Raw genomic sequence first — 21,708 nt, forward strand, 5'->3', positions numbered from 1 at the left:
ACGCCACCATCACGGGCCGCCGAGCTGGTTGATGTGGTAGGCGTTGAGCTTGACCATCTGCGGGAACGGCCTCACCGGCGGCTCGAATTGCGGCGGCAGGCCGAGGATCGGCGCCACGCGCTCGATCACCTTGCCGGTGACCACGCCGGAATTCCAGGCCGCTGTGGCGTAGCCGCCGGATTCCGGCAGGCCCTGCGGCTCGTCCATGATCGTCACGAACAGGTACTTCGGATCGTTCATCGGCGCCGCCGCCATGAAGGTCGTGAACAGGCGGTTGTGGATGTAGCGGCCGCCGATGACCTTCTCGGCCGTGCCGGTCTTGCCGCCGACGAAGTAATAGGGGACCGCCGCCTTCTTGGCCGAGCCTTCGGCCGCGTTGAGCCGCATGATGTAGCGCATCGCCTCGGAGGTCTGGCCGGAGAGCACGTGCGTGGCACGGGCCTTCGCCACCTCCGGCGTCGTCTTGAGGAAGGTCGGGGTCATCAGGTCGCCGCCATTCGCGATGGCCGCCACCGCGGCCGCCGCCTGGATCGGCGCCACCGCGATGCCGTGGCCGAACGCGATGGTGATGGTGTTGATCTCGGTCCAGCGGGACGGGACGATCGGCGCCGCGCTCTCGGGCAGCTCGGTGCGCAGCCGGTCCAGCAGGCCCATCTTCTTCAGGAAGGCCTTGTGGCCGGGCACGCCGACGCCGAGCGCCATCTTGGCCGAGCCGATATTCGACGAGTGCGTGAACACCTCCGGCATGGTGATGACCCGGTTGGTGCCGTGATACTCGTGGATCTTCTGCCGGCCCCAGTTCAGCACGCCGCCGCGGGTGTCGAAGGTCGAGTTGACGTTGTACTTGCCGGAATCGAGCGCCATGGCGAGCGTCATCGCCTTGAAGGTCGAGCCCATCTCATAGACGCCGACATTCATCCGGTTGATGCGGTCGGGCGACAGCGCGTCCTTGGGATCGTTCGGATCGAAATCCGGCATGGAGACCAGGGCGATGACCTCGCCGGTCTTCACGTCGAGGATCATCGCGGCGCCGGCCTTGGCCTTGAAGTGGTCGATGCCCCAGGCCAGTTCGTCGCGCACGGCGAATTGCGCGCGCAGGTCGATCGACAGCTGCACCGGCTTCAGGTCGGCCTGCTTGTTGATCAGCCCGAAGCTGTTGAGGGCCTGCAGGCCGGTGGAGTCGATGTACTTCTCCATGCCGGCGATGCCGATGCCGTCGAGATTGGTCGCGCCCAGGATGTGGGCGGCGGCGACGCCATTCGGGTAGACCCGCTTGTGGTCGGGCAGGAAGCCGATGCCCGGGATGCCGAGCCGGTGGACCTCGGCCTGCTGCTTCGGGGTCAGCTCGCGCTTCACCCAGACGAAGCCCGCGCCCTTCTTGTCCTTGCGTTGGGTGAGCTTGGCCCGCAGCTCCGAGGCGTTGAGTTCGGGCAGGACCGCGGTGAGGAGTTCGACCGCCTCGTCCTTGTCGTAGATGTTGCCCGGCTCGGCGAAGACCGAGACCGTGCGGATGTCGGTGGCCAGGATCTCGCCGTTGCGGTCGACGATGTCGGGCCGGAACGCCGTCGAGGAGGCTGCCGCGACCCGGTGCTCCTGGCTGGGCGGCTCCCCGAAGATCGCCATCATCAGGAGCTTGGCGGAGATCGTCCCGAACACGCCGACGAAGACCAGCCCGACCAGCGCGACGCGCATGTGCGAGCGCTCGATGGCCAGCCGGAACATGCTCCGCAGGAGCGCCTTGGCGCGCTCGGCGCGCGGCTCGGGCTCGCGCGCCTCCTCCTCCAGGGGGCGCGGCGCGCCGGCCGCATGCGCCAGCGCGGCGGCTTCGAGCAGCGCCGCCTCGTGGTCCGACACGGCGGGCTCGACCGCCGGGTCTAGGGTCTCGTCGGCGTGATCGGACACGGGGGTTTACCTCGAAGCCGTCGTCGGGGTGCGGGTCGTGGTGACGGTGCGGGTGATCGAGCCGGTCGTGCGCGGCTCGATCGTTCCCTTGTCCTTGGGCGTCGCCGTGGCGGCGAGCAGCCGGCCGATCTCGTCCCCGCGCTCCGGCCGGGCGGGCAGATCGGAGAGGCGCGCCAGATGGCTGGTGCCGATCGGCTCCAGGGCGATATGCTTGTCGACGGCCGCCTGGAGGCGGTCCGGCCGGGTGAGCAGCTGCCACTCGGCGCGCAGCACGGCGATCGCCTGCCGCTCCTTGTGCAGGGCCGTCTGCAGCTTGGAGACCTGACCGCCCTGGTAGAGCGTGTCGTACTTGATCGAGTAGGCGTAGATCGCCGAGGCGACGAGGCCGGCGACCGCCAGCAGGTTCAGGAGGCGGATCATCGGCGATGGCCTCCGCGGGCCGCGTCGGGCAGGCTCGCCAGGGCGGTCAGCGCCGCGAGCGGTTCGGGAACGTCGGATTCGGTGCGCTCCGCGACCCGGAGCTTGGCCGAGCGGGCGCGCGGGTTGCGGGCCGTCTCGGCCTCGCCCGGCAGGACCGGGCCCTTGGTGACGAGACGGAAACTGCGGATGGTCTCGACCGGACCCCCGGGCAGATGGCGCGAGGCCTGCGCGGAACGACCGCTGCGGGCCGCGAAGAACTGCTTGACGATCCGGTCCTCGAGCGAGTGGAACGTCACGACCGCGAGCCGTCCGCCGGGCCTCAGCGCGCGCTCGGCCGCGTGCAGGGCGCGCACCAGCTCGCCGAGTTCGTCGTTCACGGCGATCCGCAGGCCCTGGAAGGTCCGCGTCGCCGGGTGGATATGGCTGCCGGGCTCGGTCCGCACCACGCCGGCGACCAGTTCGGCGAGCTGCGCGGTGGTCTCGATCCGGCCGCGGCGGCGCGCCTCGAGGATGGTCCGCGCCACCGCGCGCGAGCGCCGCTCCTCGCCGTAATGGTAGATGATGTCGGCGAGCACCGTCTCGTCGGCCTCGTTGACGAGGTCGGCCGCGCTGGGGCCGTCGGCGCCCATGCGCATGTCGAGTGGCCCGTCGTTGCGGAACGAGAAGCCGCGCTCCGGCACGTCGAGCTGCATCGACGAGACGCCGATATCGAGCACCACCCGGTCCACCTGGGCGAGGCCCGCCTCCGCCAGGACGGTGTCGAGCGCGCCGAAGCGACCGTGCAGGAGGCGCAGGCGCCCCCCGGATGCCGCGACCAGCGCCTGGCCACCCGCGATCGCCGTCGGGTCGCGGTCGATGGCCACCACCTGCAGCGCAGGATCCGCCGCCAGGAGCGCGCGGGTGTAGCCGCCGGCACCGAAGGTGCCGTCGACCGCAAGCCCGCCCGCCGTGGCAAGCGTCTCGATGACCTCCGCGAGGAGGACCGGGACGTGCGGCTGATCCGGCGCCTCGGCGCCGTCGTGCCGCGGCGCCGTCTCGGGAGAGGGACGACGCCGGCTCATGGGTGCCTCGCCGATGGCGCGCGCCGTGCCTGGCGCGGACGGTCGGAATGTCGGCGCGTTCCGGAGATCCGGACGCGGATGCGGCTCATGCGTCTCATGGTGCCCTGTGCCGGGCCGCGCGAGCGCGGCGCGCGTGACGGGAACGGCACCGGATGCTGAGCGCGCAAGATGCCGCGCACGGACGGGACCTGCACCATGGCAGGTTGCGCCCGGCGATCCGATACACGCCGTTGACGGGAGGATGCCGGGTATCATGGGCCTCGGAGGATCGTCAACGCACAAGCTTGGCACTGCCGCGCCGACCGATCTGAACCCGACAAGGTTAACCGAAGGTTTTTGCCGCACCGGAATCTTCGGCGCATCGCGCGCCGGTTCGGATGCGGCGCCGAGCCGTAAGGCGTTGCGCTGGCGAGGCTTATCGGTGCGTGGATCAGCCGGCCTATAAGCCGGGTTCTGTAGGGCCGGAGCGCTCGCGCGCCCCGACGTGGCGGCCATTCCTCTGGGACGGTCGTCACCGACCGCCTCGAGCAACCAACCCGGGCGACTGGCCTGGAGAGCCGGCCTGCCCCTCTCGCGAAGGGCGCGCCGCCCCTATTCGGTCTTGCTCCCGGTGGGGTTTGCCGTGCCGTCCGCGTTGCCGCGTCCGCGGTGCGCTCTTACCGCACCCTTTCACCCTGACCCCGGACGGATCCGGGGCGGTCTGCTTTCTGTGGCACTGTCCCTGGGGTCGCCCCCGCCGGACGTTATCCGGCACCGTCTCTCCATGGAGCCCGGACTTTCCTCCCCGGATGCTCGCGCGTCCGGAGCGGCCGCCCGGCCGGCTGATCCGCGGGCAGATGCGCCCGCGGAGCCGTCCGGGTCAAGGGTGCAGGACCCTTACCAGGTGCCGGTGTTCGCCATGGACGTCCAAGGCTCCTGCGGCTCCTTGGCGCCGCCCTTCTGCAGGATCTCGATGGAGATACCGTCCGGCGACTTCACGAAGGCCATGTAGCCGTCGCGCGGCGGCCGGTTGATGGTGACGCCCTTCTCCTGCAGCCGGGCGCAGAAGGCGTAGATATCGTCGACCTGGTAGGCGAGATGGCCGAAATTGCGCCCGCCCGTGTAGGTTTCCGGATCCCAGTTGTAGGTCAGTTCGATCAGCGGCGACTTGGTCGCCGTGGCCCGCTCGACGTCTCCGGGGGCGGCCAGGAACACGAGGGTGAAGCGGCCCTTCTCGTTCTCGACGCGACGGACCTCCTTCAGGCCGAACGTGTCGACGTAGAAGGCCAGCGCCCGGTCGAGATCGGCAACCCGGACCATGGTGTGCAGAAATTCCATTTCGGGGCTATCCTGTTGTTATCGGGGAGATCGTCGGAACTTCCGCCGCGCAGACGACAGGCCGGCCCAACCCAGCTGGCGGCGCGGTGTGGTCGATCCAGCCCTGCTTTATCTAGTGGCGGGCCGTGCGGCCGGTAGGGCGGGCCGGATCGACCGGAGCCCGCGGCAGATCAGGTCTTGGAACGCGCGGAGGATGCCGCTGTTGCCTCAGTCGCGACAGTGACCCGGGTGTCCAGACGCCGCTGCGCCCGGCAGCGTCGACCCGAGACGGGATAGGGAGAGCAGGCCAATGGTCGATACGGACAGGATCGCGGGCTCCGCCCGGGCGTTCGGCGGACAGGTGCAGGGCGTAGCCGGCGGCCTCGCCGGCTCGGATCGCGATGCGGCCGAGGGCCGCCTTCGCGAGGCCCAGGGCAACGCCGAGAACCTCTATGGCCAGGCCAAGGACGCCGTCCGGCACGCGGCCGACGAGGTCTCGGACCATGCCGCGGATGCCTATGACCGGGGCCGCCGCTACGCCTGGGAAGGCCATCAGAAATCCACCGAATGGCCCCACGCCTCCCTGATCGTGGCCGGTCTGGTCGGTTTCGGTCTGGGTCTTCTCGTCAGCAAGCTCTGATCCGCATCGCCGCGCGCGCCATCTTGTCGGCGTCGCGTCGGCGCGGTGGTGAGCGGCGATCGCATCCGAAATTGCGTGAATCCGCCCGGCGCGCGGCACGATTCCGCGCAGGCTGCGATCGTCCCGCGGCTCCGGCGGCTATGCGCACTGCTTTCCGCGAGGCGGCCGCGAAAAGGTTCATTCTGTCAGAACCTTGGCGCCTTCTGGGCGTGACGAACCGGCTGCCTCGCCGTCAGAGACATGGCGGATCGCACCCGCCGCAGGTGGTGCATCCCGCCGCAACGTGGCGTCCGGAAATGACCGGCCTGTCTCCGCGGGCCTGCTCCAATTTGGAACAAGATTACTGGCGCTATTCTCGCAGCAGGCACCGGCTAGAGGTGTCCAATGCATCAATTTATTGGTCTTATTGCGATTTTCGCCACACTTGCCGGGGTCCTTCACACTTGGCGGGCGCCCCGGTGGATCATCGTTGGTCTGTGCGTGGCCGGCCTCGTCGGTGTGTCCGCCGCCGTCATCGGCTTCCAGCCTCGGGTGATCCCATCGCCGGTCTCGCAAGCGCAGACGCTCAACGCCGCGCTGCAGCCGGTCTTCGAAGGCGTCTGGGATCCCCTGAAGCCCAGTCAACTCCTGGCACCGTCGCGGTAAGCCCGACCCCTTGATCGCCCTTGGGGCACCTCGGAGAGCCCCGGCCGAGGATCGCCGGGACGCACAGGATCGGAGTGTCCCAGGCACGGGCCAATCGCGCGTCGGCGAAGCCCTAGAAGGTCGAGCGGGCCTCGACGCTGGAATAATAGCCGGAGCCCTGGATCCGGTCGCGGACGTAGCCGGCGGCGACGGACATCTGCACGGGCCCGAAGCGGACGCCGGTGAGATGCGCGCCGATGCGGTATTGCCGGAAGAAGTCGTCGCCGAGGAACAGCGCCTCCGGCCCGATATAGACGCCGTCCGCGACCATGTAGCCGACCCGCAGGCGGGAATAATAGGCGTTGAACTTGGTCGAGTACGAACCGTAGGCGGAGACCATGGTCCGGTCGGTCGGCGTCGCATAGAAGTTGCCGGCGACCTTCAGCCCGACTCCGGTGCCCACCACCGGGTTGCCCGGATCGGGGATGGACAGCTGGTTGCTGCGGACATTGAAGCCGATATAGCCGGCGAGAGCCGCGTCCTTCCAGATCCACTCGTAACCCGCCTGGAGGGCGCCTTCCTCCTGATAGCCGGTGACCCGCGTGGCGACGGAGCGCCCCGGATACGAGTAGGTTCCGCCGATGGCGTCGACCCGGACTCGCAGGCCATCCCGCGTGGGCGATCCGTTGGGCGCGGCGGTCACCGTGACCGAGCCGAAGGCTGAGCTGTTTGAGGTGACGCTCGTCGAGCCGTCGACGGCCACGGCCCAACTGTCATCGACCGCCTGCTGCGAGGCGCCGGTGTACCAGTCGGCGCCCGCACCCCGCGCCGCGAGGTCGGCTGCTGCCGCGGTGGACACGGTGCCGAAGGCGGCGCAGGCACACGACATGACGAGCCCCGTCGTGACGGGTGCGCGCAGCAATCGGGCAGTCGCTCCTGCGGTCCCGCCCATATGCACCGGCTCCATTAAGATGCGATTTACGCTTTAACCAACACTCGCCGACAATGGTTAAGATTGGATTTTGGAAAGACTGGTCTACAGCCGTGCATCTGCAGCCAAGATCGAGTGCGCGGCCATCCTCGCCTGCTGGCTCGGGACGGTCCGACCGGATGACGATCAGGCGGCGCGGGCGCGATTGACCGCCACGTCTAGGACGACCTGCAGGTCCTCGTTGCGGAAGGGCTTGTCGATGCGCAGGAACGCGTCGGCGGAGGATGGCAGCTGGCCGTGCGGGCTGGCGAGGATGATCCGGATGTCCGGATACCGCTCGACGACGGTGGCGGCGAGCTGAAGGCCGGCCATCACCGGCATCGACTGATCGACGATCATCGCGTCGAAGCCGGCGTCGCGGGCGAGCACCTCGAGGGCGTGCGCCCCGGAGGCCGCCTGGACGACCCCGTGGCCGAGATCGGCCAGCACCTCGGCGACGCTCGCCCGCACGAGGCCGTCGCTCTCCACGAGCAGGATGGTCAGGGATGCGGACCGAGCCGGGGGGAGCTTGGCCGCGGCCGCGTGTGCCGCCGGCAGCCAGAACTCGGCCAGGAAGGGCTCGCCGCCGAGGCCGTCGCGGATGAGGCGCCACAGACCGCCGCTCTCGGCGACCAGTGCCGCGGCAGAGGCCAGGGTCTGCCCCGTATGGACCGGCGGCAAGGCGGCCTCCGGACGGCGGCCGCTGCTGACGAGGACCCGCACATAGGCCGAGGGAGCCGGAGCGGCGTTTGTTTCGTCCGGAACGCCCTCGACCGCCGCGATGGCGAAGCCGGCGAGGCCGGCGTCGCGGATGTGGAACGCCAGGTTGAGGAGCAGCAGCTCCAGCACGCGCTCGCTGCACAGGACGGGCGGCAAACCGCCGGGGATGCGGTTGAGGACCGGCCTGTCGCCGAGGGCGTTCGCGGCCAGGAACGGCAGATAGGCCTCGAAGGTGGTGGCGAGATCGGTCTCTGCGAGGGTGATGCCGGTCTCGTCGCCGCGCACGAGGTGCAGCATCCGCCGGGTGAGCGCCGCGCCCCGGCGTGCACCGACCATCGCGCGCCCGACCAGCCTTTCCTGCTCGTCGCCGAGCGCGTGACGGCGCGTCAGCAGAGCCAGATTTGCCAGAACGACGGTGAGGACGTCGTTGAACTCGTGGACAATTCCGTCGGTCACGCGGCGCAGGACGAGGTTGCGGCGCGGCTCGAGCGGCTGCGGCAGGCTCGCCCCCTCGCTGCCCGGCAGCTTCCGCATGAGGGCGAAGAGCCGGCGGTCCTCTCCGGCCTCGGACAGGCAGAGCATCCTCACCTGAACCGGCTGGTCCGGCCATTCGTGCAGGCGCAGGACCACGTCGTGCGGGCCGTCGGCGGCGAGCGCGGCGATGCGCGTCCTTTCGAGGCAGGGCCGGTCGGCGGCGGCGAAGCAGGCGGCGAACGGGGCTCCCGCGCCGCCCCCCTCGTTCCCGGCATGCAGCAGGGTTCGGCCGGTGTCGGGGTCGATCTCGCAGCAGGCCCAGCCCGAGATCGCCTCGAACGTCTGCAGCCGCGCCTTCAGCCGAGCCACTTCCGATCCGGCTCTCGCCATCTGCAGGCCGGTGCTGCGGCGGTGACCGTCCATGACCTCCGCGAGCGCTGCGAACTCGCCGATCCATGTCTCGGAGCCGGCGGATTCGCCTGCGGTCCCGACCGACGCCTCACCCTTCAGAAGCCGCCGCAGCGGTCGCGTCAGGCGCTTGCCCGCGACGAAGCCGAGGGCCGCCGCACAGGCCACGAGCGCGAGGCCGAATCCGAGCATCCGCCAGTTCGGCGATCCTGTCAGAGGCTCCCCGGAGGGGGCGGCCTGCGCGGTGACCAGCCAGCCGGGCGAGCCGATCTCGGCCGCCGCGCGCATCGGCGTCGTGACGGCGACACTGGTCGTCCGGAAGGGGCTCGGGGTCCCGGCGAGCACCCGGCTGTCCGCGGTGGCGACGAGGAAGCCGAGGGTTTCAGGCAGGGTGAGGCTGCGGCGGACGTCCTCTTCGATCCGGGAGAAGTAGCGCGGTCCGGCGTCGAGGCGCAGGAGGTCGCCCTCCGCGCGCTCGCCAAGCGCGACGGCAGCCGCGAACGGCGCCTCGGCATCCGCCCCCTCGGTCACCAAGCTGACCCCGGCTGCACGGGCGCGCAGGAACCAGGACTGCCTGGCGACGCTGCCGCCCACCAGCCCCTCATCCCCCGCCATCAGCACGGTGCCGTCGGGTGCGACGAGCAGGGCATCTCGATAGACCGGATTCAGGGCGAGCCAGGCGCGCAGCCGTGCGACACGCTGATCGGCCGAAAGCAGGCCCTCGTCGTCGCGGAGCGCCAGGGCGGCGTTGCGGGCCTCGTCGACGGTCTGCCGCAGCCGCGCCGTGATGGCGGCGACGTAGGCGCGCGAGGCCAGACCCACCGTCTCCTCCGTGGACTGCGAAGCCCCGGGCTGCGCGGCAGGAACGACGATCAGGACGGCGGCCGCGAACCCCGCCGCGGCTGCGATCGCCACCTGCAGCGCGTTGAGGAGTCCAAGGGAGATCTGGAGCGGCTTTGCGGTCATCCGTTCGCCCGGCGGAGCTGTACGGAGCGAGGCTCGATTTTCGTTAAGGGTCGATTAAGCCCGCCGGTGGAGGCAAGGGGCGGCGATGGTCCCAGGGCCGACGGCTCCGGGGCGGCGTCCGAACGGTTCGGGATAACAGCCTCGACCGGTCGCTGCGCGCCGTTCTCGGCAGTTAACGCAAAGCTTCCAATGGGGCGGACAGGGTTTTCAACAGGTTGCCAGGCCTTGATTGCGCATTTCAAGCGCGCGCGACTGTGCCGTGATGCCTGTCTGCTTGGTGCCTCGTATTCCTAAATTAACCGCAATTTACGATCTGGTAAATCGGGCCGGATATTATGATGGCGTTTGTCCATTGACCATCGTCGCTGTAGAAACCCGGCCATAGAGCTGTTGCACCTCGATCCGAGGGATTGTTGGCCCGGGAGGCTGTAGCGTGAGGCAGGCGTTGCGTTGGCTGGCCTGGGTTGGGGCGACGATCGCCAGCCTCGCCCTGCTCAGCCAGCCGGTCGGGACGCAGGCCCAGCTCGCCATGAGCCTCGCCGCCATGGCGGCGATGATCGTGCTGTGGGCCGTCTTCGACGGGCCGCGGACGCGTTTCGTCTTCATGGCGCTCGGCAGCCTCGTGGTCATCCGCTACATCCTGTGGCGGCTCACCAACACCCTGCCCGCGCCGGGCGATCCGATCAGCTTCAGCTTCGGCCTGATCCTACTGGTGGCGGAGCTGTACTGCGTCTTCATCCTGTTCGTCAGCCTGATCATTAACGCGGATCCGCTGCAGCGCGACCCGCCGCCCAAGGCCGCGGCCGCCGACCTGCCCTCGGTCGACGTGTTCGTGCCGAGCTACAACGAGGATGCCGCGATCCTCGCCATGACCCTGGCGGCGGCGCGGCAGCTGAACTACCCGCCCGACAAGCTGACCGTGTGGCTGCTCGACGACGGCGGCACCGACCAGAAGTGCGGCGATGCCGACCCGGCCAAGGCTGCGGCAGCGCGGGCGCGCCGGGGCGAGCTGCAGGCGCTCTGCGACGAGCTCGGCGCCTGCTATCTCACTCGCGCGCGCAACGAGCACGCCAAGGCGGGCAATCTCAACAATGGCCTCGCCCACGCGCGGGGGGAACTGGTGGCGGTGCTCGATGCCGACCACGTCCCGTTCCGCTCGTTCCTCACCGAGACGGTGGGCTATTTCGCGCAGGACCCGCGCCTCTTCCTGGTGCAGACGCCGCACGCCTTTCTCAATCCGGACCCGATCGAGCGCAATCTGCGGACCTTCGAGCGCATGCCCGCGGAGAACGAGATGTTCTACGCGGTGACGCAGCGCGGCCTCGACAAGTGGAACGGCTCGTTCTTCTGCGGCTCGGCGGCCCTGCTGCGCCGCACCGCCCTCGACGAATCCGGCGGGTTCTCGGGCATCACCATCACGGAGGATTGTGAGACCGCCTTCGAACTGCATTCCCGCAACTGGACCAGCGCCTATGTCGACAGGCCGCTGATCGCCGGCCTGCAGCCGGATACGCTGACGGACTTCATCGGCCAGCGTTCCCGCTGGTGTCAGGGGATGTTCCAGATCCTGCTCTTGAAGAACCCGCTCTTCCAGAGGGGCCTCAAGCCCATCCAGAAGATCGCCTACCTCTCCAGCATGACCTTCTGGTTCTTCCCGATCCCGCGGCTGATCTTCATGTTCGCGCCGCTGCTGCACATCTTCTTCGATCTGAAGATCTTCGTGGCCAGCGTGGACGAGTCGATCGCCTACACGCTGACCTACATCATCATCAACCTGATGATCCAGAACTACGTCTACGGCAAGTTCCGCTGGCCGTTCGTGTCGGAACTTTACGAGTACATCCAGGGCGTCTACCTCGCCAAGGCAATCGTTTCGGTCATCGCCTCGCCGCGCAAGCCGACCTTCAACGTCACCAACAAGGGCGCGACGCTCGACCACGACCATATCTCGTCGTTGGCGCTGCCATTCTTCCTGATCTACCTGCTCTTGATGCTCGGCTGCGCCGTCGCGGCATGGCGCTACCTGTTCGAACCCGGTGTGACCAATCTGATGCTGGTGGTCGGGCTGTGGAACTTCTTCAACCTGATCACCGCGGGCGCCTCGCTCGGCGTCTGCGCCGAGCGGCGCCAGCTCGAACGCACGCCGTCGCTGGCGATCGATCGGAGCGGCGTCCTCACCCTATCGGGGCGCAGCACCGACGTGTCGATCGAGCGCGTCTCCGCCGAGAGCTGCACCGTGCGCCTCCTCAGTGGCGCGTTCGATCAAGGGCTCACCCGCGCGGCGTTGCGCGGGGCGCTGAGCGTCGAGCCGGCGGCGGGAGCCAGGCGGACCGCGCCCCTGCCGGTGCACCTCGAAGACGCGACGCGCGACGGCCGGGACCTCGTGCTGCGCTTGAGCTTCGGCGCGCTGGCCATCCGCGACTACCCGGCGCTCGCCGGACTGATGTACGGCGACGCCGAGGCGATGCGCCGCTTCCAGCTCCGGCGGCGGCGGCACAAGGACATCCCCACCGGCACGCTGCAATTCGTGTGGTGGGGCTTGGTCGAGCCGTTCCGCGCGCTGCGCTACCTCCTCGCCAGCCGACGCCCCCGGCCCGTCGAGATCGGTGAGGCGCCGGTCTACGATGCGCCGCCCGAGACCGCCCCCGTGCCCGCCGTCCCGGCCGTACCGGCTTCGGCGGTGAGCCCGGCGGCATCTCTCCCCACCGCCGCTAAAGGCGTCGATTCCGAGAGCGGGGACGATTGGGTCCGCCTGATGATGGATTACGAGAACGAGCGTACCCTCGCCGAGCTTCGCGGCCGGCGCACGAGCGCGGCGTGACGGCGATGGGCATCCGGCTGGGCCTCCCCGCGCTGGGGCTGCTGCTCGCCCTCGCGAGCGGTCCCGCTGCGGCCCAGAGCTTTCTCGGCCGGGGTCCGGCCGAGCGGCTGACGGTGCCGCCGAGCGGCAACGCCCTGCGTGTTCCGCCCGAGGACGGAACGGGTCCGGCGCGAAGCCCGGGTGCGGCGGCGGCGGAACAGCGACCGGCGGTGCCGCGCGCCGCCGAGCCGCCGCGGGCAGTGGCCCCGCAGGCGGCGCCGCGCGCGGTGATCCAATCGACCATCGCGCCGGCGCGCCGGCTGCCGTCCGGCCCACGGGGTTTCCGCCTGAGCGGGGAGGAGGATTCCCTGCGCTATCCGGTCTACCTCACCGAGGCGCAGACGCGGGGACCGGCGCGGCTGCGCCTCTCCTACCTGTCCGCGATCTCGGTGGCGCCGGAGAGTTCCGAACTCGCCGCCTTCGTGAACGGCACCAAGGTCGGCTGGACCCGCATCCAGGCGCCCGGCGCGGTGAAGGTGGTGGAATTCGCCATCGGCGACGGCGTGCTCAAGCCCGGCTACAACGCCGTGACCTTCACGGCGAGCCAGCGCCACCGCGTCGATTGCTCGACGGCGGCCACCTACGAATTGTGGACGCAGATCGACCCGTCGCGGTCCGGCCTCGTGGTCGGAACCGCCACCGACATGGATGTCCGCTCCCTCGCCGCCGCGGAGCCCGACGAGAGCGGCGCCCTGCCGATCCAGGTGATCCTCAACGAGCGCCCGAACCTGGCCCGGCTGGAGCGGATGATCGAGGCCGTGCAGGCGCTCGCGCTCGTGGGGCGGGTCGCCCGTCCGACCGTGACCTTCGGGCCGCCCCTCCAGGGCCGCAACGGCATCAACCTGGTGGTCGGCACAGCATCCGAGATCGGCGGGATCGAAGGGGTCTCCGACCTCGGTCCGATCACCGGGCCCCGCCTCGCCCTGCTGCCGACGCGGCCGAACGCACCGCCGACCCTGGTGGTCACCGGGTCACGCGACGAAGAGGTCCGGCAGGCGATCGCCAGTCTCGCCGTCCCCGCCGAGACCGGGACGCCGAACGGGCTCAAGGCCGTGCAGCTCTTCCGCGGCTACATGGTCTATGGCGGCGAGAACCTGACCCTCGACCGCCTCGGCGCGACGTCGCGCGAGTTCTCCGGACGCCTGCTGCGTGTCGGCTTCGACCTGCGCTTCCCCGGGGATTTCGTCCCGGCCGATTACGGCAAGGTCATGCTGCACCTCGCCGGCGCCTACGTGGCCGGGCTCTCCTCCGAGGCCCGCATCGTCATCGACATCAACGGACGCAACGCGGCCAGCATTCCGCTCCCGGACGCACGCGGCGAGGTGTTCGACGACAGCGCCATCCCCCTGCCCTTCAGCCTGTGGCGCCCGGGGGTGAACCATGTCGAGATCTCGGCGCAGCTGCCCAACGCCGCCGACCAGACCTGCGACACCCTCAGCCCGGCGGCCAAGCAGGCGCGCTTCCTGTTCCTCGACCGCTCGCGGATCGAGATCCCGCAATTCGCCCGGGCGGCACGCAGCCCCGACCTCGCGGCGATCAAGGGCGGCGCCGTGCCCTTCGTCGGCCCGGGTCAGCGCCCGCGCCTCGTGCTGCCGACACCGGACCGCGACAGCGCCGACGCCGCCGCGACCCTGGCCGCGCGGCTGGCGATGGCCTCCGAGCGGGTCATCGACTTCGAGACGGTCACCCAGCAGCAGGTGGCATCCGATGCGAGCCAGCTCGTGGTCGCGCCCGCCCGCGCCCTCGACCCGGCGCTGCTCGAAGCGGTCGGCTTCGATCCGCAGCAGGTCCAGCGGGTCTGGGAGGGCCGCGCCGACATGGTGGCCACGCCCGGCCAGTTCGGCCCCGAGGGCGTGCTCACCCTCGACCGCCTGCGCCGCAACCTGCCGATGCGCTGCGCCCTTCCCACCCTGATCCCGCAGGTGCGTCAGGCGCAGATTCCGCCCGCTCAGACCCCGCCGCCCCAGGCCGATGCGGCTGGTCCGGCCCAGACCTCGGCGCTCGCCTCCGACCGCGAACTCATCGACCGCTGGGAAGCCACGACGCGCGGCTCGCGCCAGATCTGGGCGGCCCTGGACGCTGTCTGGAACGAGATCGTCGGGACGGCGCGGTCCCTGCGCCAGACGGTGACGGCGCAGATGCGAACGGACGACGCCATCGAGGTCCCGGCCACGGCCTCGCTGCTGATCGCCGAGGGGCCGCCGGTCCAGTCGAGTAACACCGTCATCGTCACGGCGCCGAACGCGTCACTGCTGAAAGCCTCGGTCTCCTGCCTCGTCGATCCCGTGGTCTGGGCCCGGCTGGGCGGCAGCGCCGCCTTCCTCGACGCCTCGACCGGCACGCTCGTGACGGCCCGCGCCGAGCGGATCGAGATCGTCGAGACGCAGCCCCGCTCCCTGGCGAACCTGCGCCTCGTCTCCGCGGCGTGGCTGTCGATCAACACGGAATATTACGTCGGCATGACCCTCGCCATGGCCCTGTGCCTCGGCCTTGCCACCACGAGCCTCGTGCGCAACGTCGGCCGGAAGAACTCATGAGCCGCCGCGCCCGCGCCCCCCTCGCCGCGGCCATCCTCGCCGCGGCGATCCTGCCCGCCTCGGCCCAGGAGCAGCCGATGGTACCGCCGAGCACGGCGCAACCGGGCACGCAGCCCGCTCCGGCCACGCGCCCGGGAAGCCCGGCGCTCGTCGGCAAGCTCGGCAACGATGCCGCGTGGCGCGCCTACCGCAGCCGGTTCATCACCGATCAGGGCCGGGTGGTCGACACCGCCAACGGTCAGATCAGCCACAGCGAAGGCCAGGGCTACGGCATGCTGCTCGCCGTGGCGGCAGGCGACCGGGTGACCTTCGAGCGGATCTGGGGCTGGACCCGGGCGAACCTGATGGTCCGCGGCGACGAATTGCTGGCGTGGCGCTGGTCGCCGGACAAGAGGCCGGCGGTGAGCGACATGAACAACGCCACCGACGGCGACATCCTCGTCGCCTGGGCGCTGACCGAGGCGGCCGAGGCCTGGAACGAGCCGAGCTACCGCACAGCCGCCCGGCGGATCGCCATCGAGTTCGGGCGCAAGACCATCCTGTTCAAGGATCCGCACGGGGCGCTGCTGCTGCCGGCGGTCTCCGGCTTCTCCGCAAGGGAGCGGCCGGACGGGCCGCTGGTCAACCTGTCCTACTGGATCTTTCCCGCCTTCCCGCGCCTCGCCCTCGTGGCGCCGGAATACGATTGGGCAGCCCTGACGCGCAGCGGCCTCGCCCTGCTTCGCCAGTCGCGCTTCGGCCCGAGCAGCCTGCCCACCGAGTGGATCTCCGCCAAGGACGCGCCGCATCCGGCCACCGGCTTCCCGCCTCTGTTCTCCTACAACGCCATCCGCATCCCGCTCTACCTCGCCTGGGCGGGGCTGGTGCGACCGGACGACCTTGCCCCGTTCCAGGCCCTGTGGTCGGGCGCCGACCGGGAGCGGCTGCCGATCGTCGATACCAGCGACGGGCGCAAGGTCGAATGGCTCACCGAGGCCGGCTATTTGGGGATCCCGGCGCTGGTGGCCTGCGCCCTCGACGGCACGCCCTTCCCCGAGGATGCGCGGGGCGATATCGGCACTCAGAACTACTATCCGGCGACCCTGAGCCTTCTCGCCCTCACCGCGGCCCGCATGCGCTACCCGTCATGCCTGAAGTCCTGACCGGTCGTTTGCCGGCCCGCATTCGGCAGGCTGCGCCCTGTCTTCTGCTGCTGGCGCTCGCGACCGCCCCCGCCGCGGCGCAGGGCGATCCCCGGCCCGGGCCGGCCGCCCAGAACGCCGCACCTGCGGCCCGGACCGAGCCCCGCATCGTCTATGGCGACGGGCCGCGCGCGCCCGCGATCCTGGCCGACCCCGCCACGTCCCGCACCACCGACATGGTCGACGAGAGCGCCCTGCGCTACTACGCCGCCCAGAAGCAGACGGCGCGGATGAAGGCCGAGATCGCCCGTCTCAAGCGGCTCTATCCGGGCTGGACCGAGCCTCCGGATCTCAACGCCCTGCAGCCGAGCCCGCCCGAGGAGGCGCCCCTCTGGGATCTGTTCACCGCCGGGCGCTTCGACGACCTGCGCACGGCGATCGCGGCCCGCCGCTCGATCGATCCCGCCTGGCAGCCCTCCGAGGAGCTGGCACGCAAGCTCCGCCGGGCCGAGTTCCGGTCCCGGATGACGGCGCTCACCGGCAAGGACGCCAACGCGATCATCGACCTCTACCGGGCCGATCCCGGCGCCCTCGATCCCCTCGACGTCCAGAGCATCTGGACGGTCGCCGACACCCTCGGCGATTCCGGCTCGGGGGACGAGGCGTTCGAACTCTACAAGTCGATCCTCGACGGAAATGCCGATTCCGGCGTCCGCCTCGCCACCATCCAGAAGGCGATGGCGCATCTGCGCATGGCGCAGGCCGAGCGCCTGATCGAGATGGGACACCGCGGCGCGAACGGGGCCTCCGAGTTCGACGCGATACGCCTCGACATCACCCGCGCGCGCATCGCCGCCTTCCTGCACGAGGAGAGCGCGGAGACCCCCACCCCGGCCGACCTCGCGGCCTTCCAGACCGTCGCCCGCAAGAGCGGCGATCCCAGCCAGACCAGCCTGCTCGGCTGGTATGCCTACAAGCGGCGCCAGTTCCGCGAGGCGCTCGAATGGTTCAAACAGGCGATCGCCCGGGGCGGCGACGCCATGGTCGCCCACGGGCTCGCCCTCACCCTGCGCCAGCTCGACATGCAGCGCGAGGCGGAGGAGGTCGCCTATGCGTGGCGCGACCGGTTCGTCGGCAACGAGCTGCTCTACATCGACATCCTGGAGCAGAAGCTGACGCTGCCGCGCCCGCCCGCGATCGAACCCGCGCGCATCGCCCGCTACGCCCAGGTCGTCACGGCGACCACCTCCGGCGAAGGTGCCCAGGGGCTCGCCTGGTACGCCTACAATTCCTGCCAGTTCGACACGGCCCTCGAATGGTTTCAGCGGGCCGTCGCGTGGATGCCGAGCGAGGGCACGGTCTTCGGCTACGCCCTGACGCTGCAGCGGCTGAAGCGGCAGCGCCCCTATCTCGAGACGGTGAATCGCTACGACGGCCTCTTCCCCAAGGTGGTCGACCTGCTGTTCCGGGACGCGACCGCCGGGACGCCGCTGCCCTGCGACCCCGCGCCGCCCGCCGCCCCGGTGGCGTCCGGGCGCCACGCGGCCGTTCCGAGCAGAACCGAGGCGCCGCCCCTCAACCGGGTGCCGCGGCCGGATCTCCCGGCCGCGGCGGCCGATGCAAAGCCCCTCGCGGTTCAGCGCAACGAGTTCCCCCTGGCGGTTCCGATGGAGAACGGCCTGCGCTACCCGCCGCCGGGGCTCGCGCGGATCCTGGCCGAGCCCGTTCCCGCCGGAACCTACGCGAGAGAGCCCACGGCCCCGGCGCCGCCCCTGGTGGCACGGCGCGTGCCCGGCGCGGGGCCGATGCCCTATGAGCGCTTCGGCTACGCCCTGCTGCCGGATTATCGCGGGGTCGATAAGCCGGAACTCCTCGCGCCTCCTGCCCAGGGAACGTTGTGGCAAGACCAGCAGGCCGAGCGGGGACGCCCCGAGAATTCCGAGGCGAAGCGGTTCCAGCTGCCCGCGCGCTCGGCCTACGACACGACCGGCACGACCGAGCGGACCGCCCCGTGAGGCGCGCCGCAAGCCTCGCCGCAAGCCTCGCTGCTCGGCTCGGCCCCGTCATGTGGCTCCTCGCCTGCGGCGCGGCCACCGCGCAGACGGCTCCCGTCCTGCTGCTGCCCGGGGCCGGGGCCGTCACCGCAGTGATCGACACGCGCGAACGCGACGGGTTCGATCAGCGGCTGCGCTACGCCGGCGGCGACGGCCGCAACCATGCCGAGATTGCCCTGCGCCGGGAGACCGCCGATCTGCTCCTCGCCTTCCCGCCGCGGCTGGCCAAGCCCAGCGAGTTCGGGATCGCCGGGGAAATCGCCGTCCGGTTTCCGGGGCAGGCGATGACGGTGCGGCCGCCGCTGCGGAATGCCTACGGTCCGATCGGGATCGCCCTCGGCGCCGATTGTCTCTACGCGTGGCAATGGATCGAGGGCGGCCGCAGCGACAGCGCCTCCGGCGGGCAGCCGCCCGCGCTGTTCCAGGCCGAGCCGATCGCACGGCGCCGGGCGATCTCCCTGAGGATCCGGCTGTGCCGCACAGCCGAGGCGAGCCTCGGCGACCTCGTCCGCGCGGTAGAGGGCCTTCGGATCGCCCTGCCGGGAACGCGCCTCCCGCCGGCGGCCGCGCGCATCCGGCCCCGGAGGCCCGCGCCCAAGGCGGTCGCCCGCCGCCCCGGCAAGCCGGTCGCCGCCGAGGCGGAGACGCCCGAGACTCCGTCGCCGCGGCAGCGGCCACCGACCCCGCCGCCGTCCCCGCCGCAGACGCCTGTGGCGCCGCCTGTCGCGCCGCCGCCCGCTCCTCCCCCCGCTCCTCCGCCGATCGCTTCGCCCGATCAGAAGCGCTACATCGTGCCACCGACCCCGCAGGCTCCCGCCCCCGTCCTGCCGGAGGCCGGCAACCAGCGCTACATCACGGACGGTGGCGGTACCGGGATCGCACCCAAGCCGGCACCGGGCCAGGCGCCTGGCGAGACCTTCTTCCGCGACCTTCCGCCTGAAGCCTATCGGCCGCCGTCGGCCCGATAGAGCCGATTCTCGTCAGGCCTTAAGCCATCCGGTGCGCCCGGCGAAGGGCCGCAGGACCGGCAACCATCGGGACGCCATCAAGGTTTCGCGGCCGCGTCCCCAACCGCGCTCGCGCGCCAGGCCGCGAGCAGGGTGGCGAGGGCCTCGGGATCCAATCCATAGCTGTCCGGCAGACCGCTGCCGCGGCCGGTGAGGCGGCGGTTCATCGCGACGAGGCGGGTGTCCCCGGCGCTTGCGTCGTCGAACACGACCAGCCGCTGGCCCGAGCCCGGCAGGGTCGCCACCGCGAACCCGCTCACGGCCTGCCAGCCGATGCGCCGCGACCGACCGACCTGCACGATCGCGAGGCCTGTCCCATCGAGGTGCAGCGCCGAGCCCCGGATCGCCACGAGGATCAGGAAGGGCGCACCGCCGAGGAAGAGCACGACGCCCGGCCACAGCAGAACCTGCATCGCCATCGGCGGCGCCTCATGCAGCAGCATCCAGAGCGTGACCCCACCGAAACCGGCCGACAGGGCGGCGAGGAACAGGAGCTTCTTCACCGAGGCCCGCAGGACGATCGGACCCGGATACTGCGCGAGCACGCTCTCGGCCGAGTGGGTTTCCGATTCGAGCAGGTCGGGCCGCAACCGCCAGATGGAGACCGCGGCGCACACCCCGAAGAACGCGGTCGTCGCCACCCCGCCCTCCGCACCGGCGGCGATCATCCCGATGCCGGCGATGACGAGCAAGAGGTTGGCACCGAGCAGCAGGAAATGTGCGATCCGGGTCCCGCTCGCTCGGTTCGCCACGGACAATAGGACCTCCCTCACCCTGCGGACGGCTGATTGCGACTGGCCGCGCCCCCTTAGGGCACGACCGCGCAGCCAGCCAGATGGCCGCCGCGGGCCGGGCGCGGAAGGCCCGCTTCGGAGAGGGGCCGCCGGACCGGAACCGGACGGGACCCCGGCACCTTCGAGGGGCGGTCGGATGGCCCGCGCCCGGTTCGGGTCATTGTGGCGGATATCGCTGCCGGGGATCCGGCGCGAGGAGGCGTGCCCCGCGTCCAATGCACGGATCGCGGTTGCTTCAACGATCCTCAGGGACCGTCCATCGGCGGGCGGCTCCAGCATAGGCGCTCGAGGGTCACTCGGCCCGCTCCCGGCCGCGCGAAGCTCAGGATCTCGGACAGTCCCCAGCCAGGGCTTCGAGGCTGCGCGCCCCAGGAGCGGTCAAAGCAAGCCGGCCGGTCCGCATCTGCGCGCGTCTGCCGTGCCCGGTCGTTCCCGGCCGGACCTCCTGATCCGGCGATGACGCGGCGCGTCGCCCGAAAGAGGTGAGTGCCTTACCCAGCAAGATGTAGCCGCGGTACGACGGTGCGGGTGTACGCGGAGCGAAGGATCAGATCGGTTCTGGTCGGCGGAGCCGGTGATGACGGTGCAGGGTCACGAGCGCAGCCGGCACGATGCACAGCTGATCGGCCTCGATGCGGCGCGATTCCTTGCCGCCATGCTGGTCATGATCTTCCATCTCGGGGCCTATGCGTGGCAGGCGCCGCTCTCGACGGCCGGGCGCGCCCTCGGAGGTGCCGCGGCCTATCCGGGTCTGTTCGCCTGGACCTGGTTCGGATGGATCGGGGTCGAATTGTTCTTCGTGATCTCGGGCTTCGTGATCGCCTACTCGGCCGAGCACGCGACCGCGCGCGCATTCCTGCGCAGCCGCCTCCTGCGTCTCGTACCCGCGGTCTGGATCTGCGCCACGCTGACCGTCCTCGTCTCGCTCGCCGTCGGCCGCATGGGATCAAGCCGGCATTTGCTGCATGCCTATCTCGACAGCGCGCTCTTCGTCCCGGTCGAGCCGTGGATCGACGGCGTCTACTGGACCCTGGGCGTGGAGATCGCCTTCTACGGCCTCGTCTTCATGCTGCTGCTGTGCGGGCGGTACCGGAGCGTCGGTTCGGTCTGCGCCGCGCTGGGCGGCGCCAGCGCCCTGTTCTGGATCGCGACCCTCGCGATCCCGGGCCTCACCGCTGTGGCTGCAACGCGCCTCGCCGAACTGACGCTCCTGCGCCATGGCTGCTTCTTCGCGCTCGGCGTCTTCCTGTGGCTGTCGCTGATCAAGGGTGCGACGGCCGGCCGCCTGTGCGTGATCGCCCTCTGTGCGGTGGGCGCGCTGATCGAGGTCGGGGACGCGTCCCAGTCGTTCCTGGCCCAGATGAGCCGGAGCGAGTCCCCTCTGGTTCCACGCCTCATCTTCGCGGGCTGCGTCCTGATGATCGCGGCCAGCGTGCGCGGCAATGCGTGGCTCCGCGACCGGCTGGGCGCGCGGGGATGCCTGCTCGCCCGCCAGCTGGGGCTGATGACCTACCCGCTCTATCTCCTGCACAACGTCAACGGCGCCGCCCTGATTCACCGGCTCGTCACGGCCGGCCTGCCGCCCTACCCCGTCCTTCTGGCCGCATGCGGAGCCATGCTGACGGTGAGCTTCGCCGTCATGCGCTGGGCCGAGCCGTTCGTCCGGTCGCGGCTGTCGGCCTTTCTCGACAGGATCGGCCTCGACCGGCCGCTGGTGCCGGCACGCCGTCCGGTCCCGGGCCTCTGAGCGGGGCCAGCCCCAACGCTCTCGACCGCGCCGCGCGCTGACGGTCTCGCGCAGGCCGCTTCGGCGGCTTCGATCGTTGCGCCGCGCGCTCCGAGGGACCAGAACGG

At 70.7% G+C, this 21,708-nt stretch carries 14 protein-coding genes and 1 other RNA gene; 7 read left to right on the forward strand and 8 right to left on the reverse strand.

Features of this window, described 5'->3' with window-relative positions:
* Nucleotides 1–9 precede the first annotated feature (9 nt).
* The 5 genes from CIW48_RS11735 to CIW48_RS11755 form a co-directional block, all read right to left on the reverse strand.
* A complete protein-coding gene (locus CIW48_RS11735) occupies nt 10–1,902 on the reverse strand; it encodes a penicillin-binding protein 2 (RefSeq protein WP_149310935.1) in 1,893 nt (630 codons plus the stop codon).
* Between the two features lie 6 nt (nt 1,903–1,908).
* Entirely contained in the window at nt 1,909–2,322 is a 414-nt protein-coding gene (locus CIW48_RS11740) for a hypothetical protein (RefSeq protein WP_091784108.1), read from the reverse strand.
* Nucleotides 2,319–3,383, reverse strand: a complete 1,065-nt coding sequence (gene rsmH / locus CIW48_RS11745) for a 16S rRNA (cytosine(1402)-N(4))-methyltransferase RsmH (RefSeq protein WP_149310936.1) — start codon at nt 3,381–3,383, stop codon at nt 2,319–2,321. The genes CIW48_RS11740 and rsmH overlap by 4 nt, the downstream gene beginning before the upstream one ends.
* A gap of 426 nt (nt 3,384–3,809) precedes the next feature.
* Nucleotides 3,810–4,208, reverse strand: an RNA gene (rnpB, locus tag CIW48_RS11750) — RNase P RNA component class A.
* Between the two features lie 51 nt (nt 4,209–4,259).
* Nucleotides 4,260–4,700 carry a VOC family protein gene (locus CIW48_RS11755; RefSeq protein ID WP_091784111.1) on the reverse strand — a complete coding sequence of 147 codons (441 nt, stop codon included), beginning with the start codon at nt 4,698–4,700 and terminating at the stop codon, nt 4,260–4,262.
* A 289-nt stretch (nt 4,701–4,989) separates the two neighbouring features.
* Here CIW48_RS11755 and CIW48_RS11760 point away from each other — a divergent pair, with 289 nt between their 5' ends.
* Nucleotides 4,990–5,319 carry a CsbD family protein gene (locus CIW48_RS11760; protein ID WP_149310937.1) on the forward strand — a complete coding sequence of 110 codons (330 nt, stop codon included), beginning with the start codon at nt 4,990–4,992 and terminating at the stop codon, nt 5,317–5,319.
* 757 nt (nt 5,320–6,076) lie between these two features.
* Here CIW48_RS11760 and bcsS read toward each other — a convergent pair.
* Nucleotides 6,077–6,895 carry a cellulose biosynthesis protein BcsS gene (gene bcsS, locus CIW48_RS11770; RefSeq protein ID WP_149310939.1) on the reverse strand — a complete coding sequence of 273 codons (819 nt, stop codon included), beginning with the start codon at nt 6,893–6,895 and terminating at the stop codon, nt 6,077–6,079.
* Nucleotides 6,896–7,060: 165 nt separating this feature from the next.
* Nucleotides 7,061–9,481: a response regulator gene (locus CIW48_RS11775; protein ID WP_149310940.1), complete on the reverse strand. Its 2,421-nt coding sequence runs from the start codon at nt 9,479–9,481 to the stop codon at nt 7,061–7,063.
* A gap of 433 nt (nt 9,482–9,914) precedes the next feature.
* Here CIW48_RS11775 and bcsA point away from each other — a divergent pair, with 433 nt between their 5' ends.
* Genes bcsA through bcsN form a run of 5 tightly spaced genes read left to right on the forward strand, consistent with a single transcriptional unit; the run spans nt 9,915 to nt 19,021 of the window.
* On the forward strand, nt 9,915–12,302 hold the full coding sequence (gene bcsA / locus CIW48_RS11780; RefSeq protein ID WP_173009247.1) for a UDP-forming cellulose synthase catalytic subunit: 2,388 nt from the start codon (nt 9,915–9,917) through the stop codon (nt 12,300–12,302).
* A 5-nt stretch (nt 12,303–12,307) separates the two neighbouring features.
* The gene (locus CIW48_RS11785; RefSeq protein WP_149310975.1) at nt 12,308–14,878 is read left to right on the forward strand and encodes a cellulose biosynthesis cyclic di-GMP-binding regulatory protein BcsB; all 2,571 of its coding nucleotides are present in this window, start codon (nt 12,308–12,310) and stop codon (nt 14,876–14,878) included.
* Nucleotides 14,875–16,020 carry a glycosyl hydrolase family 8 gene (locus CIW48_RS11790; RefSeq protein ID WP_149310942.1) on the forward strand — a complete coding sequence of 382 codons (1,146 nt, stop codon included), beginning with the start codon at nt 14,875–14,877 and terminating at the stop codon, nt 16,018–16,020. Before CIW48_RS11785 ends, CIW48_RS11790 begins: the two co-directional genes overlap by 4 nt.
* Nucleotides 16,005–18,014: a hypothetical protein gene (locus CIW48_RS11795; RefSeq protein ID WP_149310943.1), complete on the forward strand. Its 2,010-nt coding sequence runs from the start codon at nt 16,005–16,007 to the stop codon at nt 18,012–18,014. The genes CIW48_RS11790 and CIW48_RS11795 overlap by 16 nt, the downstream gene beginning before the upstream one ends.
* The gene (gene bcsN, locus CIW48_RS11800) at nt 18,011–19,021 is read left to right on the forward strand and encodes a cellulose biosynthesis protein BcsN (RefSeq protein ID WP_246695206.1); all 1,011 of its coding nucleotides are present in this window, start codon (nt 18,011–18,013) and stop codon (nt 19,019–19,021) included. Before CIW48_RS11795 ends, bcsN begins: the two co-directional genes overlap by 4 nt.
* Before the next feature lie 77 nt (nt 19,022–19,098).
* Here bcsN and CIW48_RS11805 read toward each other — a convergent pair whose 3' ends face one another.
* A complete protein-coding gene (locus CIW48_RS11805; RefSeq protein WP_149310944.1) occupies nt 19,099–19,812 on the reverse strand; it encodes a hypothetical protein in 714 nt (237 codons plus the stop codon).
* 619 nt (nt 19,813–20,431) lie between these two features.
* On the opposite strand from CIW48_RS11805, the gene CIW48_RS11810 reads away from it, so the two are divergent.
* Nucleotides 20,432–21,601, forward strand: coding sequence for an acyltransferase (locus CIW48_RS11810; RefSeq protein WP_149310945.1), 1,170 nt, complete (start codon nt 20,432–20,434; stop codon nt 21,599–21,601).
* The last annotated feature ends 107 nt before the right edge of the window (nt 21,602–21,708 follow it).

The organism is Methylobacterium sp. P1-11 (assembly GCF_008329595.1).
In the GTDB taxonomy this organism is placed as follows: Bacteria; Pseudomonadota; Alphaproteobacteria; order Rhizobiales; family Beijerinckiaceae; genus Methylobacterium.

Bases quoted from the DNA above. Each gene is read 5' to 3' on its own strand.
- CIW48_RS11775 (WP_149310940.1), bottom strand. From the start codon at position 9,481: ATGACCGCAAAGCCGCTCCAGATCTCCCTTGGACTCCTCAACGCGCTG.
- CIW48_RS11760 (WP_149310937.1), top strand. From the start codon at position 4,990: ATGGTCGATACGGACAGGATCGCGGGCTCCGCCCGGGCGTTCGGCGGA.
- bcsS (WP_149310939.1), bottom strand. From the start codon at position 6,895: ATGGGCGGGACCGCAGGAGCGACTGCCCGATTGCTGCGCGCACCCGTC.
- CIW48_RS11795 (WP_149310943.1), top strand. From the start codon at position 16,005: ATGCCTGAAGTCCTGACCGGTCGTTTGCCGGCCCGCATTCGGCAGGCT.
- CIW48_RS11785 (WP_149310975.1), top strand. From the start codon at position 12,308: ATGGGCATCCGGCTGGGCCTCCCCGCGCTGGGGCTGCTGCTCGCCCTC.
- CIW48_RS11755 (WP_091784111.1), bottom strand. From the start codon at position 4,700: ATGGAATTTCTGCACACCATGGTCCGGGTTGCCGATCTCGACCGGGCG.
- rsmH (WP_149310936.1), bottom strand. From the start codon at position 3,383: ATGAGCCGGCGTCGTCCCTCTCCCGAGACGGCGCCGCGGCACGACGGC.
- CIW48_RS11790 (WP_149310942.1), top strand. From the start codon at position 14,875: ATGAGCCGCCGCGCCCGCGCCCCCCTCGCCGCGGCCATCCTCGCCGCG.
- CIW48_RS11810 (WP_149310945.1), top strand. From the start codon at position 20,432: ATGACGGTGCAGGGTCACGAGCGCAGCCGGCACGATGCACAGCTGATC.
- CIW48_RS11740 (WP_091784108.1), bottom strand. From the start codon at position 2,322: ATGATCCGCCTCCTGAACCTGCTGGCGGTCGCCGGCCTCGTCGCCTCG.